The 15,661-nt window shown below is 60.6% G+C and carries 13 protein-coding genes; 4 read left to right on the top strand and 9 right to left on the bottom strand.

Annotated elements, in window-relative coordinates; genetic code table 11:
* Positions 1–6 precede the first annotated feature (6 nt).
* From gatB to KGA83_RS27915, 4 genes are all read left to right on the top strand, one after another.
* Positions 7–1,452, top strand: a complete 1,446-nt coding sequence (gatB, locus tag KGA83_RS27930) for an Asp-tRNA(Asn)/Glu-tRNA(Gln) amidotransferase subunit GatB (RefSeq protein WP_108218190.1) — start codon at positions 7–9, stop codon at positions 1,450–1,452.
* A 205-nt stretch (positions 1,453–1,657) separates the two neighbouring features.
* On the top strand, positions 1,658–2,032 hold the full coding sequence (locus KGA83_RS27925; protein WP_108218189.1) for a septal ring lytic transglycosylase RlpA family protein: 375 nt from the start codon (positions 1,658–1,660) through the stop codon (positions 2,030–2,032).
* A 50-nt stretch (positions 2,033–2,082) separates the two neighbouring features.
* Positions 2,083–3,144, top strand: coding sequence for a calcium/sodium antiporter (locus KGA83_RS27920; protein WP_108218188.1), 1,062 nt, complete (start codon positions 2,083–2,085; stop codon positions 3,142–3,144).
* Positions 3,141–3,521: a carboxymuconolactone decarboxylase family protein gene (locus tag KGA83_RS27915; protein ID WP_108218187.1), complete on the top strand. Its 381-nt coding sequence runs from the start codon at positions 3,141–3,143 to the stop codon at positions 3,519–3,521. Before KGA83_RS27920 ends, KGA83_RS27915 begins: the two co-directional genes overlap by 4 nt.
* Before the next feature lie 100 nt (positions 3,522–3,621).
* Here the strand turns inward: KGA83_RS27915 and KGA83_RS27910 are convergent, their stop codons facing one another.
* The 9 genes from KGA83_RS27910 to KGA83_RS27870 form a co-directional block, all read right to left on the bottom strand.
* On the bottom strand, positions 3,622–4,563 hold the full coding sequence (locus tag KGA83_RS27910) for an AEC family transporter (protein WP_108218186.1): 942 nt from the start codon (positions 4,561–4,563) through the stop codon (positions 3,622–3,624).
* 196 nt (positions 4,564–4,759) lie between these two features.
* Positions 4,760–6,313 carry a galactarate dehydratase gene (gene garD, locus KGA83_RS27905; protein ID WP_108218185.1) on the bottom strand — a complete coding sequence of 518 codons (1,554 nt, stop codon included), beginning with the start codon at positions 6,311–6,313 and terminating at the stop codon, positions 4,760–4,762.
* 11 nt (positions 6,314–6,324) lie between these two features.
* On the bottom strand, positions 6,325–7,695 hold the full coding sequence (locus KGA83_RS27900) for an MFS transporter (RefSeq protein WP_108218184.1): 1,371 nt from the start codon (positions 7,693–7,695) through the stop codon (positions 6,325–6,327).
* Positions 7,696–7,864: 169 nt separating this feature from the next.
* Positions 7,865–9,310, bottom strand: a complete 1,446-nt coding sequence (locus KGA83_RS27895; RefSeq protein WP_223531386.1) for an aldehyde dehydrogenase family protein — start codon at positions 9,308–9,310, stop codon at positions 7,865–7,867.
* Between the two features lie 73 nt (positions 9,311–9,383).
* Entirely contained in the window at positions 9,384–10,295 is a 912-nt protein-coding gene (gene kdgD / locus KGA83_RS27890; protein WP_223531385.1) for a 5-dehydro-4-deoxyglucarate dehydratase, read from the bottom strand.
* A 450-nt stretch (positions 10,296–10,745) separates the two neighbouring features.
* Complete coding sequence (locus tag KGA83_RS27885; RefSeq protein ID WP_223531384.1) at positions 10,746–11,495, bottom strand: FadR/GntR family transcriptional regulator; 750 nt, start codon at positions 11,493–11,495, stop codon at positions 10,746–10,748.
* A gap of 205 nt (positions 11,496–11,700) precedes the next feature.
* Positions 11,701–13,428, bottom strand: a complete 1,728-nt coding sequence (locus KGA83_RS27880; RefSeq protein WP_223531383.1) for an ABC transporter ATP-binding protein/permease — start codon at positions 13,426–13,428, stop codon at positions 11,701–11,703.
* A gap of 97 nt (positions 13,429–13,525) precedes the next feature.
* The gene (locus tag KGA83_RS27875; RefSeq protein ID WP_223531382.1) at positions 13,526–14,086 is read right to left on the bottom strand and encodes a response regulator transcription factor; all 561 of its coding nucleotides are present in this window, start codon (positions 14,084–14,086) and stop codon (positions 13,526–13,528) included.
* Positions 14,079–15,341, bottom strand: coding sequence for an ATP-binding protein (locus KGA83_RS27870; RefSeq protein ID WP_108218180.1), 1,263 nt, complete (start codon positions 15,339–15,341; stop codon positions 14,079–14,081). The genes KGA83_RS27875 and KGA83_RS27870 overlap by 8 nt, the downstream gene beginning before the upstream one ends.
* Positions 15,342–15,661: the final 320 nt, after the last annotated feature.

The following is a 15,661-nucleotide window of genomic DNA, read 5'->3' as shown; positions in this document are numbered from 1 at the left end:
ACACACATGCAATGGGAAGTCGTGATCGGGCTGGAGATTCACACCCAGCTCACCACCCGGTCGAAAATCTTTTCCGGTAGTTCCACCACCTTCGGTTCCGAGCCGAACACCCAGGCCAGCCTGGTTGACCTCGGCATGCCCGGCGTACTGCCGGTGCTGAACCAGGAAGCGGTGCGCATGGCGGTGATGTTCGGTCTGGCAATTGACGCAGAGATCGGCCAGCACAACGTGTTCGCCCGTAAAAACTATTTCTACCCGGACCTGCCCAAGGGCTACCAGATCAGCCAGATGGAATTGCCGATCGTCGGCAAGGGCCACCTGGACATCGCCCTCGAAGACGGCACGGTCAAACGTGTCGGCATCACCCGCGCGCATCTGGAAGAAGACGCCGGCAAGAGCCTGCACGAAGAGTTCAGCGGCGCCAGCGGCATCGACCTGAACCGTGCCGGTACGCCGTTGCTGGAAATCGTCTCCGAGCCGGACATGCGCAGCGCCAAGGAAGCCGTGGCTTACGTCAAGGCAGTTCACGCGCTGGTGCGTTACCTCGGAATCTGCGACGGCAACATGGCCGAAGGCTCGCTGCGTTGCGACTGCAACGTGTCGATCCGTCCGAAAGGCCAGGTTGAATTCGGCACCCGCTGCGAGATCAAGAACGTCAACTCGTTCCGTTTCATCGAGAAGGCGATCAACTCCGAGATCCAGCGTCAGATCGAGCTGATCGAAGACGGCGGAAAAGTGATCCAGCAGACCCGCCTGTACGATCCGAACAAGGACGAAACCCGTCCGATGCGCAGCAAAGAGGAAGCCAACGACTACCGTTACTTCCCCGATCCGGACCTGCTGCCGGTAGTCATCGAGAACTCGTTCCTCGACGACGTGCGCGCCACCCTGCCGGAACTGCCACCACAGAAGCGCGAGCGCTTCCAGGAGCAATTCGGTCTGTCGATCTACGACGCCAGCGTCCTGGCCACCAGCCGTGAGCAAGCCGACTACTTCGAACAAGTCGCGAGCATCAGCGGCGACGCCAAACTGGCGGCGAACTGGGTGATGGTCGAGTTGGGCAGCCTGCTCAACAAGCAAGGCCTGGACATCGACCAGTCGCCGGTTTCGGCCGAGCAACTGGGCGGCATGCTGCTGCGCATCAAGGACAACACCATCTCCGGCAAGATCGCCAAGGTGGTGTTTGAAGCAATGGCCAACGGCGAAGGCAGCGCGGACGAGATCATCGACAAGCGCGGCCTCAAGCAAGTGACCGACACCGGCGCCATCTCGGCGGTGCTGGACGAAATGCTCGCGGCCAACGCCGAGCAGGTCGAGCAATACCGTGCGGCAGACGAAGCCAAGCGCGGCAAGATGTTCGGCTTCTTCGTCGGCCAGGCCATGAAAGCCTCCAAAGGCAAGGCCAACCCGCAACAAGTGAACGAATTGCTGAAAAGCAAGCTCGAAGGCTGATCAGGATGGAGCCAGCAATTTTTACTGGCTCCGCGTCCTGTGGCGAGGGAGCTTGCTCCCGCTGGTCTGCGAAGCAGACCCAAATCGGTAACCGCATTTTTTCTACAAGAATGCATTGGCTGATTTTGCGACCGCTTCGCGGCCGAGCGGGACGGGCGGCGATCCGACAAGCTCCCTCGCCACAACTATTTTGGGAGCCTTTGAAATGAAACGTCTATTCGGCGCCTGCGCCCTCCTCTCGCTCCTGGCCGGTTGCGCCAGCACCGACACCGTTGATCCACACGGCTACGACAAAACCGGCGTGGCTTCGTATTACGGCGCCAAACACCAAGGCAAACGCACCGCCAACGGCGAGCGTTTCGACAAGAATTCCATGACCGCCGCCCATCGCCAGCTACCCTTCGGTACACGGGTGAAGGTGACCAATCTGAATAACGACAAATCCTGCGTGGTGCGCATCAATGATCGCGGACCGCACACCCGTGGCCGTCTGATCGACCTGTCCCACGAAGCCGCCGCGCGCCTGGGCATGCTTAAAAGCGGCACCGCACGGGTTCGCGTCCAGGCCCTCGACGACTGACCGATGGAGCCCCGACCATTTTCGGATTAGCCGATTTACCCCTGATCAGCGTGATCGAATTGCTCAGCGGATTGCTCCTGCTGATTGTCGGCGCCGAATTGATGGTGCGCGCCGCCGTACGCATTGCCGCAAGGTTGCACATACGCCCGCTGATCATCGGCCTGACCATCGTCGCCCTCGGCAGCAGCGCCCCGCAGATGGCAGTCAGCCTGCAAGCCACCCTGGCGCACAACGCCGACATCGCGGTCGGCAGCGTGATCGGCAGCAGCATTTTCAACATCCTTGTCACCCTCGGGTTGTCCGCGCTGATCATTCCGTTGAGGGTTTCCCGACAACTGGTGCGTCTGGATATTCCGTTGATGATCGGCGCCAGCCTGTTGGTGTTCGTACTCGCCTGGAATGAAGAACTGACCCGGGCCGACGGCGTGATGCTGATTGCGGCTCTGGCGATTTACCTGGGCTTGTTGCTGCGCCAGTCACGGCACTCGGCACGGCCGGTATCGAGCCATGACCACCACCCGCAAGCGCCATGGCTGAGCAGCCTGCTGATGATCGTCGCCGGACTGGCGATGCTGGTGTACGCCGGGCACTTGTTACTGGGTGCAGCGGTTGCGGTCGCCACCGATTTGGGGTTGTCGGAGCGGATCATCGGCCTGACCATCGTCGCTGTCAGCACATCACTGCCTGAGCTCGCCACTTCGTTGATCGCCGCAATGCGCGGCGAGCGCGAGATTGCCGTGGGCAACGTGATCGGCAGCAACCTGTTCAACCTCCTGGGCGTGCTCGGCTTTACCGCACTGGTGGCGCCGTCGCCGCTGTCGGTGTCGCCCAACGCCCTGGATTTCGACCTGCCGGTGATGCTCGGCGTCGCGGCGCTGTGCCTGCCGGTGTTTTACTCCGGCTACCGGGTGACCCGCGCCGAAGGCCTGCTGTTTCTGGGTTTGTACCTGGCCTATGGACTGCACGTGGTGTCGTTCACCACCGGCATGCCACTGGCCGGCAAGCTGGAACACTTGATGCTGTTTTTCGTCCTGCCGGCGTTGGTGGCGTTTTTGCTGTTCACGTCGCTACGCGCCTGGCGTCGCCAACACCATAAGAGGGAAGTCCCATGACCGAGAATCAAAAACCCGGCGTTGAAGTCCGCCGCCAAGTGATGGGCGACGCCTTCGTCGACATCGCACTGGGCAACGCCACCGAATTCACCCAGCCGCTGCAGGATTTCGTCAATGAACACGCCTGGGGCGGGGTATGGAATCGCGAAGGTCTGCCGCTGAAAACCCGCAGCCTGATCACCCTCGCGGCCCTGACCGCACTCAAATGCCCGCAGGAATTGAAAGGTCACGTGCGCGGTGCGCTGAACAACGGCTGCACCGTGGAAGAAATTCGCGAGGCGCTGCTGCATTGCGCGGTGTATGCCGGTGTGCCGGCGGCGATCGATGCGTTTCGGGCGGCGCAGGAAGTGATCGACAGTTACCAGAAGCCGGAATAATTTTATTGCTTTGAAAAGATCGCAGCCTGCGGCAGCTCCTACATAGGATTACGTTTTCCTGTAGGAGCTGCCGCAGGCTGCGATCTTTTGACCTTTGCCTTTAAATCCACCCGCCCCACTGCAAGAAGAAGATCCCGATGTTGGTGGTGACAGCCGCCATCAGCGTAGTGATCACGATAATTGCCGCCGCCAACTCGTGATTGCCGTCCGCCGCCCGGGCCATGACGAAACTGGCAGCGGCAGTCGGGCTGCCGAAGTACAGGAACAGAATCCCCAGTTCCGCCCCACGAAAGCCCCACAGCCATGCCCCCAGCGTCGCCAGCACCGGCAGGCCGATCATCTTCAACAGGCTTGAACTCAGCGCCATGTGGCCGCTTTTGCGCAGTGCCGCCAGCGACAGCGTGCCGCCAATGCAGATCAGCGCCAGCGGCAGCGTGGTTTGCGCCAGATACTGGCCGGAGGTCTCCAGCCAGCCGGGCAAGCCGATCTTGAACCAGGCGAACGGCGCCGCCGCAATCACGCTGATGATCAGCGGATTGCTGAACACGCTTTTGCAGATGCTCCAAGGATCGGACTTGATCACCGGACTGTAGACCGCCAGCACGATGGTCGAGAGGGTGTTGTAAAACAGGATCACCAGCGCCGCGAGAATCGCCCCGAGGGAAATCCCGTAGTCGCCGTACATGCTGGCTGCCAGCGCCAGGCCGATGACCCCGTTGTTACCGCGAAAGGCGCCCTGGGTGTAGATCCCGCGATCTTCCCGCGGGCACTTCCAGATCGCCCAGCCCCAGGCAATGGCAAAACACAAAAGCGTCGCCACGGAGAAATAGATCAGCAGCGCCGGCTGCAATGCCGCGTGCAGGTCGGCATGCAGGATGCCCAGAAACAGCAACGCCGGCATGGTGACGTTGAACACCAGTGCCGACGCCGTGTGGATGAAGTTGTCGTTGATCCAGTCGATGCGTTTGAGCAGCACCCCCAGAAACAGCATGGCAAACACCGGCGCGGTGATATTCAGGGTTTCGAGGAAAATTGCCAGCATGCCGGGGGTAACCTTGGTGGGCGTCGTTAGGTGGCTAATGATAAGCCACTGAAGACTTCGGCGCCTGCTAGATCGCCCCTTGAACAGGCAATGAAACACATGTGGCGAGGGAGCTTGCTCCCGCTGGGTCGCGAAGCGGCCCCAAAAAATGGGACTGCTACGCAGTCCAGCGGGAGCAAGCTCCCTCGCCACAGTCTCAGGTAATCGGCGCCGGGTTGAACAGGGTGATGTCGTTATGCAGCTTGTGCTGCTCGGCCCACGTCTGTTTCTTGCCGCTCGCCACATCCAGGTAGTAATGGAACAGCTCCCAGCCCAGTTCCTCGATCGATGCGCGGCCGGTGGCAATACGCCCGGCGTCGATGTCGATCAGGTCCGGCCAGCGTTGCGCCAGTTCCGTCCGGGTCGAGACCTTGACGACCGGGGCCATGGCCAAACCGTAAGGCGTACCACGACCGGTGGTGAATACATGCAGGTTCATCCCCGCCGCCAGCTGCAAGGTCCCACAGACAAAGTCGCTGGCCGGGGTCGCGCAGAAGATCAGGCCCTTTCGCTTGAAACGCTCGCCTGGGCCAAGCACGCCATTGATAGCGCTGCTGCCGGACTTGACGATCGAGCCCAGGGACTTCTCGACAATGTTCGACAACCCGCCCTTCTTGTTGCCCGGCGTGGTGTTGGCGCTACGATCTGCCTCGCCCTTTGCCAGGTAGCGGTCGTACCAGTCCATTTCCCGCACCAGTTCCTGGGCGACGTCCTGGTTTTCCGCGCGGGAGGTCAGCAGATAAATGGCATCGCGCACTTCAGTGACTTCGGAAAACATTACCGTCGCACCGGCCCGTAGCAGCAGGTCCGAGGCATAACCGAGCGCCGGGTTGGCGGTGATACCGGAGAACGCATCACTGCCGCCGCATTGCATGCCAAGAATCAGCTCGGACGCCGGCACGGTTTCCCGACGGCGCTGATCGAGCCTCTTCAAGCGCGTCTCGGCCAGCTCCATGATCTGCTCGATCATCTCGGTGAAGCCGTGGCTGGAATCCTGTAGCCGATACAACCACGGCTCGCTGAGATCCACCGAACTGTCGTTCTCGTGCATCACCTGCCCGGCCTGCAACTTCTCGCAACCCAGGCTGATGACCAAGGCTTCGCCGCCCAGATTCGGGTTACGTGCCAGGTTGCGTACGGTACGAATCGGGATGTAGGCGTCGGTGGCGGTGATGGCCACGCCACAGCCGTAACTGTGGGTCAGCGCCACCACGTCATCGACGTGCGGGTACTTGGGCAGCAACTCGGCCTTGATACGCTTGACCGCATGATCGAGCACGCCGGTCACGCATTGCACGGTGGTGGTGATGCCGAGAATGTTGCGCGTGCCAACGGTGCCGTCGGCATTGCGATAACCCTCGAAGGTGAAACCTTCCAGCGGTGCCTGCGCGGCCGGCACATCGGTGGACAGCGGCAGGCTATCCAGCGGTGGCGCGGTTGGCATGCGCAGTTGATCTTCCTTGACCCAGCTACCGCGGGGAATCGGCTGCAAGGCGTAGCCAATGACCTGGCCGTAACGAATCACCTGGCCACCTTCGGGAATGTCTTCCAGAGTGACCTTGTGGCTCTGCGGCACGAAGTCCAGGGTGACCAGGCCGTCCGAAAATTCGGTACCGGCCGGTACGCCCTGATCATTGACCACGATGACCACGTTATCCCGCTCGTGCAGGCGGATGTAGCGCGGCGAGTCGGAATGTTCAATCAACTGCATGACGCCGCTCCTCAGGAATGCGCTTGAGACAATTTGCCAGGGGCTTCAGTACCGTTCGCGGGCGGCTCTTTGAGTACCACGCGCTTGATCGGGCCCACGATGACCAGATAGCTGAACACTGCGACCAAAGCGTTGCAGCCGACAAACACCAGTGCCCACTTGAACGAACCGGTGGAGCTGATGATGTAGCCGATGACGATCGGGGTGGTGATGGAAGCGAGGTTACCAAAGGTGTTGAACAGGCCACCGCTCAGGCCGGCGATCTGCTTCGGCGAGGTGTCGGACACCACCGCCCAGCCCAGAGCGCCCACGCCTTTGCCGAAGAATGCCAGGGCCATGAAACCGACCACCATCCATTCAACATCCACGTAGTTGCAGGCGACGATGCTGCTGGAAACCAGCAGGCCGGCAATGATCGGCGCCTTGCGGGCGAAGGTCAGGGAATGGCCTTTGCGCAGCAGGTAATCGGAAATCACCCCGCCCAATACACCACCGATGAAGCCGCAGATCGCCGGCAAGGACGCAATGAAACCGGCCTTGAGAATGGTCATGCCGCGTTCCTGCACCAGGTACACCGGGAACCAGGTCAGGAAGAAGTAGGTGATGCCGTTGATGCAGTATTGGCCCAGGTATACGCCGAGCATCATGCGGTTGGTCAGCAACTGCCGGATATAGTCCCACTTCGGACCATCGGTCTTCTTGCCTTTGCCCTTGTCCTGATCCATGTCGACCATACCGCCGTTGTCGGCGATGTGCTTGAACTCGGCATCATTGATCATCGGGTGCTGACGCGGGCTGTGGATAACCTTCAGCCAGATCCCGGAGAAGATGATGCCGATCACGCCCATGACGATGAACACGTGCTGCCAGCCGAAGCTGTAGACGATCCAGCCCATCAGCGGCGCGAACAACACAGTGGCAAAGTACTGCGCCGAGTTGAAGATCGCCGAGGCAGTGCCGCGCTCAGCGGTCGGGAACCAGGCCGCTACGATACGTGCGTTACCGGGGAAGGATGGCGCTTCAGCCAGGCCCACCAGGAAGCGCAGCATGAACAGCGCAACCACTGCCGTGGACATGCCGAACTCGCCGACATAACCCTGCAGCACGGTGAACAGCGACCAGGTGAAGATACTCAACGCGTAGATTTTTTTCGAACCGAAACGGTCCAGCAGCCAGCCACCGGGGATTTGCCCGGCCACGTAGGCCCAACCGAATGCGGAGAAGATGTAGCCGAGGGTAACGGCATCAATGCCCAGGTCTTTCTGCAGGCTGGAGCCGGCGATTGCGATGGTAGCCCGGTCGGCGTAGTTGATCGTGGTCACCAGAAACAGCATGAGCAGGATCAAATAGCGGACGTGAGTCGGCTTTTGGGTCGATTGCATGTAGATGTACTCCCACTGATTATTTTTATGCGCGGGTGAATCTTTGGTGTTTCCTTGTAGGAGCGAGCCTGCTCGCGATGGTGGTCAACGATGACGCGGGGCATCAGGTTTACCGTCGCGACCTCAAGACCATCGCGAGCAGGGCTCGCTCCTACAGGAGGGTGGTGCGTTACGAACCGATGTAGGCAGTCTTCACAACGGTGTAAAACTCTTGCGCATAGCGACCTTGCTCACGTGATCCATAGGATGAACCTTTACGCCCACCGAACGGAACGTGGTAATCCACACCGGCGGTCGGCAGGTTGACCATCACCATCCCGGCCTGGGAGTGGCGTTTGAAGTGGTTGGCGTACTTCAAGGACGTGGTGGCAATGCCCGCCGACAGCCCGAACTCGGTGTCGTTGGCCATGGCCAAGGCTGCTTCGTAATCGGCGACACGGACGATGTTGGCCACCGGGCCGAAGATCTCTTCCTGGCTGATACGCATCGAGGCTTCGCTGTCGGCAAACAGGGTTGGCGCGAGGAAGTAGCCCTCGGTGTCGCACGTCACCAGACCACCGCCGCTGACCAGACGCGCACCTTCGGACTGGCCGATGTCGATGTACTTCATGTCCTGTTCAAGCTGAGCCTGGGAAACCACCGGACCGATATCGGTACCGGCTTTCAAGGCGTGACCGACCTTGATCGACTTCATGCGCTCGGCCATGGCTTCGACGAACTGGTCGTGGATGCCGGCGGTGACGATAAAGCGGCTGGAAGCGGTGCAACGCTGGCCGGTGGAGTAGAACGCGCTCTGTACCGACAATTCGACCGCTTGCTTGAGGTCGGCGTCGTCGAGAATGATCTGCGGGTTCTTGCCACCCATTTCCAGCTGAACCTTGGCCTGGCGCGATACGCAGCTGACGGCGATCTGACGACCCACGCCCACGGAACCGGTGAAGCTGATGCCATCGACTTTCGGGCTGTTGACCAGTGCATCGCCCACCACGCGACCGCTGCCCATCACCAGGTTGAACACACCGGCCGGGAAGCCTGCGCGGGAGATGATTTCGGCCAGGGCCCAGGCGCAACCCGGAACCAGGTCCGCCGGCTTGAGCACGACGCAGTTGCCATAGGCCAGGGCCGGAGCGATTTTCCATGCAGGGATAGCAATCGGGAAGTTCCACGGGGTGATCAGACCGACCACGCCCAGGGCTTCGCGAGTGACCTCAACGTTGACGCCCGGACGCACCGACGGCAGGTAGTCGCCGGACAGGCGCAGGCATTCACCGGCGAAGAACTTGAAGATGTTGCCGGCGCGGGTCACTTCACCGATGGCTTCAGGCAGGGTCTTGCCCTCTTCCCGGGCCAGCAGGGTGCCGAGCTCTTCGCGGCGGGCGAGGATCTCGGTACCGACTTTGTCCAGGGAATCATGACGCGCCTGAATGCCGGATGTGGACCAGGCCGGGAACGCGGCACGGGCGGCGTCGATGGCGGCGTGGACCTGAGCCAGATCAGCCTTGGCGTAGTCGCCGATGGCGTCGGTCAGTTCGGACGGGTTGATGTTGGTCGAATAGTCGCCGCCGGCAACCCACTCGCCGTTGATGTAGTTATCGAAACGCTTTGAATCAGTCACTGGACTGCCCCTTGATAAAAAGACCTCACGCAAAAAGCCGCCGATTGCTCAGCGGCCCTGGTTTTATCGGGTGTTACTGGGCGCCCTGCTTGTCGATCAGCGCGGCGAGCATTTCGTACTCTTCCCCAGTCAGATCGGTCAGCGGTGCGCGCACAGGACCTGCGTCGTAGCCGGCAATTTTTGCCCCGGCCTTGACGATGCTCACGGCATAACCGGCCTTGCGGTTACGGATGTCCAGGTACGGCAGGAAGAAGTCGTCGATGATCTTGCCGACGGTGGCGTGATCTTCACGAGCGATCGCGTGGTAGAAGTCCATCGCGGTTTTCGGGATGAAGTTGAACACCGCCGAGGAGTAGACCGGTACGCCCAGGGCCTTGTAGGCGGCGGCGTAGACTTCGGCGGTCGGCAAGCCACCCAGGTAGCTGAAGCGATCACCGAGGCGGCGACGGATCGACACCATCAACTCGATATCACCCAGGCCATCCTTGTAGCCGATCAGGTTCGGGCAGCGCTCGGCCAGACGTTCCAGCAGCGGCGCGGTCAGGCGGCAGACGTTACGGTTGTAGACCACCACGCCGATGTTGACCGATTTGCACACCGCTTCAACGTGGTCGGCAACGCCGTCCTGGCTGGCTTCGGTCAGGTAGTGCGGCAGCAGCAACAGACCTTTGGCGCCCAGACGCTCGGCTTCCTGAGCGTATTCGATGGCTTGACGGGTCGAACCGCCCACGCCGGCCAGAATCGGCACGCTGGTGGCGCAGGTGTCGACGGCGGTCTTGATGATTTCCGAATATTCGCTGGCCGCCAGAGAAAAGAACTCACCGGTGCCGCCCGCAGCGAACAGCGCCGAGGCGCCGTATGGGGCCAGCCATTCGAGACGCTTGATGTAACCCGCGCGATTGAAGTCGCCCTGAGCATTGAAATCGGTAACCGGGAAAGACAGCAGACCGGCAGAGAGGATGGACTTCAGTTCTTGTGGATTCATTATTCGAACACCCTGGATAGCGACGTTGTGTGAGAAAACCGTTCAGCCCGCGCTGAAGTTGTAGGTCATCGTACAACTTAAAATACAACCGTCAACTGCATTTCATCGCCGTGGGTGAAAATTGTTCGACAAAAATGCGTTTAACCCTTGTTTTACAGGGCTTCCATGGAAGGGAGAACAGGGACGATCACACCTCGAAAAATAGGCGCTCAGGAGATACGTTGTCGGAAGATAGGGACAGGAATAACTGGAGTGAGGCCAGTTTTCTGGGCCGAGAAAAGGTTTGTGGAGTGGCGGGTGGCCCCTTCGCGAGCAGGCTCGCTCCCACACTGGATCGGGAGCGAATCCAGGACCCGGGAATATCCACGATCAACTGTGGGAGCGAGCCGGCTCCGGGCGGCGCTCCGACGAAGACGGAATATCAGACTATGAATCGCTGAAACAGAACGCTTAGCCCCGCTGCGCCTCAGCCTCTTCATGCGCATGACGCAACCGCTCACGGCTGTTGGTCAGGTGCAAACGCATGGCGGCCCGGGCCGCATCGGAATCCTGACGGGCAATGGCGTCGTAGATTTCCTCGTGCTCACGGCTCAGGCGACTCATGTAGTGCTGCTGGTCATCATGGGCCAGGCGCGCGGAATTCAGCCGTGTGCGCGGAATGATGCTGGTGCCCAGATGGGTCATGATGTCGGTGAAGTAGCGGTTGCCGGTGGACAGCGCGATTTCGAGGTGGAAGGCGAAGTCCGACGCCACGGCATCACTGGCATGAGCGGCGCTTTCGTTCAACGCATCGAGGGCGGCGCGCATGTTGGCCAGTTGTTCCGGAGTGCGACGTTGCGCCGCCAGCCCGGCGGACTCCACTTCCAGGCTGATGCGCAGCTCCAGGATCGCCAGCACATCGCGCAAGGTCACCACGGTCGCCGGGTCGATACGGAAACCGCTCGGGCTCGGCGTGTCGAGCACGAAGGTGCCGATACCGTGGCGGGTTTCCACCTGCCCTGCCGCCTGCAAACGGGAAATCGCTTCGCGCACCACGGTGCGGCTGACGCCATGGGCATCCATGATGGCCGACTCGGTGGGCAACTTGTCGCCACGCTTGAGATGACCGTCGCGGATCTGCTCGGACAGCACCGTCACCAGTTCCTGAGCGAGGCTGCGGCGCTTGCGTGGGAGGCGTGGTGCGTCGTTCAGGTTTTCCATGGTGAACATCTGTCTCGAAAAGTTCGGCTGCTGAAAGCACATCATAGCGCAACGCGGTTGTACGATCACCTTGACCTTGTAGGAGCGAGCTTGCTCCGGGCGGCGATCCGACGATGGACTTGAACGCACCGCGTTTATTCAGAATGCACGCGTTATCGTTAGCCTCCATCGCGAGCAAGCTCGCTCCTACAAGGAATCGGGGTGTTCAGGCGGTTACGGCCTGGTCCACAAGATGGCCATTCTCGATACGAATGTGCCGTGGGTGGAAGCGCTTCAAGCTGCTGCGATGGCCGACGCTGACAATGCTCAGCCCCGGCAACTCGTCGATCAGCGCCTGATACAGCGTGGCCTCGTCCTCTTCGTCCATCGCCGAAGTCGCTTCGTCCATGTACAGCCATTGCGGTGCATAAAGCAGCGCACGGGCAAAGGCCAGGCGCTGCTGCTCACCCGGCGACAACATGCGCTGCCAGTGGTTGGCTTCGTCGAGACGGGCAATCAGGTGCGGCAAGCGACAGGTTTCCAGGACCTGCACGTAGCGTTCGTTCGGATAGATATCGCCAGCCTGTGGATAACTGAGAACATCACGCAGGGTGCCAATCGGCAAATACGGTTTTTGCGGCAGGAACAGGTAACGCGCCGCTGGCAGGCGAATACTGCCGTGGCCGGCCGGCCACAGATGGCCCATCGCCCGCAGCAGGGTCGACTTGCCGCTGCCGGAACGACCGCTGAGCATCACACGGTCGCCCTCCTCCACGGTCATGTCGGCGTTGGTCAGCAGGTGACGACCTTCAGCCAGGTCGAGGCCGAGGTTGTGCACCTTCAGCACCGAGCCCGAATTCTGTACGTCGATGGCCGGCGCACGCTCTTCGTTGTCACGCATGGCCTGGTGGAAGCTCAGCAGACGATCGCAGGTGGCGCGCCAGGAAGCGAGGCTCTGGTACGCGCTGATGAACCAGCTGAAACTCTCCTGCACATTGCCGAATGCCGAGCTGATTTGCATCAGCTCGCCCAGTTCGATCTTTCCGGAGAGGTAACGCGGCGCAGCAACCATGAAAGGGAAAATGATGGCGGCCTGGCTGTAACCGGCGGTGAAGAACGTCAGGCGCTTGGACACTTTCATGATGTCCCAGAAGTTATGCCAGACCATCCCGAAGCGACTGCTCAACCGACGATTTTCGTTCGGTTCGCCGTTGTACAACGCGATGCTTTCAGCATTCTCGCGAATCCGCACCATGGAGAAACGCAGGTCGGCTTCGAAGCGTTGTTGTTGGTTATTCAGGCCGATCAGGCGACGACCGATCAAATGCGTCAACCAACTGCCCACCACGGCGTAAACCAGGACACACCAGAACATGTAGCCGGGAATGGTGATGCCGAATACTTCAATGCTGCCCGACACGCCCCACAGAATGATCGAGAACGACACCAGGCTGACGATATTGCGCAGCAACCCGATCCCCAACTCAAGGGTGTTGGAGGTGAAGTTGTTGAGGTCTTCGGAAATCCGCTGGTCCGGGTTATCGGTGTAACCGCCCTGCTCCAGCTGGTAGTAGTTTTTATCACCCAACCAGCGGGCGAAATGCTTTTCGGTGAGCCATGCCCGCCAGCGGATCGTCAGCATCTGCGTCAGGTAGAGCCGATACACCGCACCGACGATCGCCACCGCCGCAATCGCGCAGAAGTACAGGATCAGTTGCCAGAACGCCGCTTCGTCCTTCTTTTGCAGGGCGTTGTAGAAATCCTTGTACCAGGTGTTGAACCACACCGAGATCCCCACGCTGATCAGCGACAATGCAATCACCGCGATCAGCAGTGTCCAGGCCTTGACCTTCTCTTCACTGCGCCAGTAAGGCGTGATCATCGCCCACACTTTGCGAAAAAACTGCCCGCGCACGGCGTCGTTGACCGCGGAGTACTCAGCGTTCTGATTCATGGATAAGGCTCGATAGAGAAAAGAACACAAACGAACCGATCATAGATGATCGGTTCGATTTGTCGCGAGATATGGCCCGCATTCGTTCAGCTCAGGTTCAGCGGCGAACGGGACGCTTCTGCAGTTTGCGCTGCAGGGTGCGGCGGTGCATGCCCAGGGCACGGGCGGTGGCCGAGATGTTGCCTTCGTGCTCGGTCAGCACGCGCTGGATGTGCTCCCACTGCAGGCGGTCCACGGACATCGGGTTTTCCGGCACCAGGCTGTCGAGGTCAGCGTGTTCGGACAGCAGCGCCGCCAGCACGTCGTCGGCGTCCGCCGGCTTGCACAGGTAGTTGCAGGCACCGCGCTTGATCGCCTCGACGGCGGTGGCAATGCTCGAATAGCCGGTGAGGATCACCACGCGCATTTCCGGGTCCATTTCCAGCAATTTGGGCAGCAGCACCAGGCCGGAATCGCCGTCCATCTTCAGGTCCAGAGCGGCGTAATCCAGCAGGTCGGCCTTGGCCAGCTCCAGGCCTTCTTCGGCGGAACCGGCAGTGCTGACACGAAAACCGCGGCGGGCCATGGCGCGGGCCATGACGCGGGTGAACGTGGCGTCGTCATCGACCAGCAGCAAATGCGGCAGTTCTTCGCCTTCGACTTGGATCTCTTCACTCATGTTCGTCTCCTCGGGCGACACGGGGCAGGCGCAGCTCGGTGAGCGTGCCGCCTTCCTCATGGCTGTAGAGTTTCACTGAGCCGCCGGCGCGTGTCACGCTGGCCTTGCTCAAAAACAGGCCCAGGCCGAAGCCTTTGCCCTTGGTGGTAAAAAACGGTTTACCGATTTGCTCGGCGATGGCCAGCGGCACACCGGCACCATGATCACGAATGCTGATGGTGAGGTTTTCCCAATCCCAGTCCAGCGTCACTTGCAGCCCTTCGGGGCAGGCATCGGCGGCGTTGTTCAACAGATTCAGCAAAGCCTGGGTCAGGTCTGGCGGCGGCGCCATGCGTGGGACCGGACCCTGGCCGAGGCGCTGGAAGCGATAACTGGCTTCCGGGCGCATCAGGTGCCAGCGATTAAGGGCTTCATCAAGCCAATCGGTGACGTCCTGCATCTCCACCGCCAACCGGCGATTGGCCTCGGCGGCGCGCACCAGATGCTGCAAGGTCTCTTTACACAACTTGACCTGATCCTGCAGCACGCTCAGGTCATCCTGCAACATCGGGTCATGGTGGTCCTGACGCATTTCCTTGAGTAGCACACTCATGGTCGCCAGCGGCGTGCCCAGTTCATGGGCCGCACCGGCGGCCTGGGTGGCGACGGCCAGCAGTTGTTGATCGCGCAGGCCTTCTTCGCGACGAATGGCGCGCAGCTCTTCCTGACGGCGCAGCTCTTCGGCCATGCGCGCGGCGAAGAACGTGATCACGGCGGCGGCAAGGGCGAAGCTCAACCACATCCCGTACACCTGCAGGTTTTCCCGAGCGATCGGGAAGGTTTGCAGTGGGTAGAACTGCGCCAGCAACAGCGTGTACATCGTCAGCGCGATACCCGACAGGACCACCGAATAACGCCATGGCAACGTCACCGCGGCAATGGTCAGCGGCACCAGGTAATAGGAGACGAAGGGGTTGGTCGAGCCACCGGAGAAATACAGCAAGGCGCTGTGGATAAACAGGTCGCAGGCCAGTTGCACGGCGTATTCGAGCTCGGTTACCGGCCACGAGGTACGCAGGCGAATCGCCGTGAACAGGCACAACAGCATCGAACAACCGAGGGTCGCAGCCAGTTGAAACCAGGGCAGCGGCAACAATTCGAGCCAGTAGGCCAGGCCCACGGAGCCGGCCTGTGCGGCCAGCACCAAGGTGCGGATGAACGTCAGCCGCCAGAGGTTCTGGCGAGTGGCAGAAGTGATTTGAACGGGGGCGAGCATGAGCTCTCCTGATGAGCGCTCCAGGCGGATCGCAGGGAGTATAACCAAGCGCGGGGGCTGACAGGCAAAAGTGCGGCAAACGGCCACACGCTTGGAATGCTTCAAGACGCCTCCTGTAGGAGCTGGCTTGCCAGCGAAGGCGGTGTGTCAGCCAAGATAATTACAGATCGTGATGCCCTCTTCGCTGGCAAGCCAGCTCTTATCAAACAAAAAATAACCCATTGTTTTTGCTCTAAAAATTATCCAGCCATCACCAACTGCATGCCCAGCTTGCGCGCCTTGTGTTCCAAGGCGCGTAACTGTCGGCTGCGGCTTTTCGC

Origin of the sequence: Pseudomonas sp. GL-R-19 (assembly GCF_019956375.1) — a bacterium.
GTDB lineage: Bacteria > Pseudomonadota > Gammaproteobacteria > Pseudomonadales > Pseudomonadaceae > Aquipseudomonas.
Note: the sequence above shows the minus strand (reverse complement) of the source record. Positions and strands in the feature narration are given on the sequence as shown.

Bases quoted from the DNA above. Each gene is read 5' to 3' on its own strand.
- KGA83_RS27870 (WP_108218180.1), bottom strand. From the start codon at position 15,341: ATGCTCGCCCCCGTTCAAATCACTTCTGCCACTCGCCAGAACCTCTGG.
- kdgD (WP_223531385.1), bottom strand. From the start codon at position 10,295: ATGAATCCACAAGAACTGAAGTCCATCCTCTCTGCCGGTCTGCTGTCT.
- KGA83_RS27875 (WP_223531382.1), bottom strand. From the start codon at position 14,086: ATGAGTGAAGAGATCCAAGTCGAAGGCGAAGAACTGCCGCATTTGCTG.
- KGA83_RS27900 (WP_108218184.1), bottom strand. From the start codon at position 7,695: ATGCAATCGACCCAAAAGCCGACTCACGTCCGCTATTTGATCCTGCTC.
- KGA83_RS27915 (WP_108218187.1), top strand. From the start codon at position 3,141: ATGACCGAGAATCAAAAACCCGGCGTTGAAGTCCGCCGCCAAGTGATG.
- KGA83_RS27910 (WP_108218186.1), bottom strand. From the start codon at position 4,563: ATGCTGGCAATTTTCCTCGAAACCCTGAATATCACCGCGCCGGTGTTT.
- KGA83_RS27925 (WP_108218189.1), top strand. From the start codon at position 1,658: ATGAAACGTCTATTCGGCGCCTGCGCCCTCCTCTCGCTCCTGGCCGGT.
- gatB (WP_108218190.1), top strand. From the start codon at position 7: ATGCAATGGGAAGTCGTGATCGGGCTGGAGATTCACACCCAGCTCACC.
- KGA83_RS27880 (WP_223531383.1), bottom strand. From the start codon at position 13,428: ATGAATCAGAACGCTGAGTACTCCGCGGTCAACGACGCCGTGCGCGGG.
- garD (WP_108218185.1), bottom strand. From the start codon at position 6,313: ATGCAGTTGATTGAACATTCCGACTCGCCGCGCTACATCCGCCTGCAC.
- KGA83_RS27885 (WP_223531384.1), bottom strand. From the start codon at position 11,495: ATGGAAAACCTGAACGACGCACCACGCCTCCCACGCAAGCGCCGCAGC.